General features: G+C 25.6%; 1 protein-coding gene. It reads right to left on the reverse strand.

Annotation, left to right across the window (positions count from 1 at the left end; translation table 11 throughout):
• Positions 1-567: 567 nt before the first annotated feature.
• Positions 568-1011 carry a DUF4268 domain-containing protein gene (locus tag EC396_RS12095; protein WP_129366933.1) on the reverse strand — a complete coding sequence of 148 codons (444 nt, stop codon included), beginning with the start codon at positions 1009-1011 and terminating at the stop codon, positions 568-570.
• Positions 1012-1272: the final 261 nt, after the last annotated feature.

The raw sequence follows: 1272 nt of genomic DNA on the forward strand, positions 1-1272 counted from the left end.
GAATTATGAATTACGAATTATCAATTGTCAATTACAAATTATCGCTTCGGCTTCGCTCAGCGACCAATTTTCAATAATCAATTATGAATTACGAATAATCAATTGTCAATTTTTAATTACGAATTACGAATTACGAATTACGAATTATCAATTATCAATTATCAATTTAATTACGAATTATCGCTTCGGCTACGCTCAGCGACCAGTTTTCAATAATCAATTATGAATTACGAATAATCAATTGTCAATTTTTAATTACGAATTACGAATTACGAATTACGAATTATCAATTATCAATTATCAATTATCAATTATCAATTATCAATTGTCAATTTTTAATTACGAATTATCGCTTCGGCTACGCTCAGCGACCAGTTTTCAATAATCAATTATGAATTACGAATAATCAATTGTCAATTTTTAATTACGAATTACGAATTACGAATTACGAATTATGAATTATGAATTACGAATTATCAATTATCAATTATCAATTATCAATTGTCAATTATCAATTGTCAATTATCAATTGTCAATTGTACATTGTCAATTATCAATTGTACATTATCAATTATATACGGCTTGTTTTATAAAATCTTCGTAAGTGTCATAAAATTCTTCAAACTGATGCATGGCTTCTTTGAAAAAAATAAATACGTTTTGCCAGGTATTTTTGTTGTAAATATTGAATTCACCATTAAATTCAACATAAATTCTATGAATTGTTTTTCCACTTTCTAATTCATAATTGTCATCAAAAATCACATCGGGTAAAAAATCATCGGTTAAGATATTTTTCAATTCCAACACCTGTTCATAGAGCAATTCATTTTTAATTGCGTAAGCCGATTCTATATCTAAACAAACAATAGCCTGCTTTTTATTGGCTACAAATTTAAAGTTGAAATCTTTAATTTGTGTGTTGTATAAAAGCCATTTTCTGGGAAATGATTTTCCAAAACTTGTCCAAAAATCTTTTCTTAATCTAGCTGCTTCTTCTTTACTAAACATATGTTTTAATTATCAATTACGAATTACGAATTACGAATTATGAATTATCAATTATCAATTATTAATTATTAATTATCAATTATCAATTACGAATTACGAATTATCAATTACGAATTACGAATTATCAATTATCAATTTTTAATTACGAATTATCGCTTCGGCTGCGCTCAGCGACTAGTTTTCAATAATCAATTACGAATTATCAATTATGAATTACGAATTATCAATTATCAATTGTCAATTATCTTCAATAATCAATTA

The organism is Lutibacter sp. HS1-25 (assembly GCF_004121075.1).
GTDB lineage: Bacteria > Bacteroidota > Bacteroidia > Flavobacteriales > Flavobacteriaceae > Lutibacter.

What these genes read in the sequence shown, in the direction of transcription:
- EC396_RS12095 (WP_129366933.1), bottom strand. Translation starts at nt 1,011, where the DNA reads ATGTTTAGTAAAGAAGAAGCAGCTAGATTAAGAAAAGATTTTTGGACA.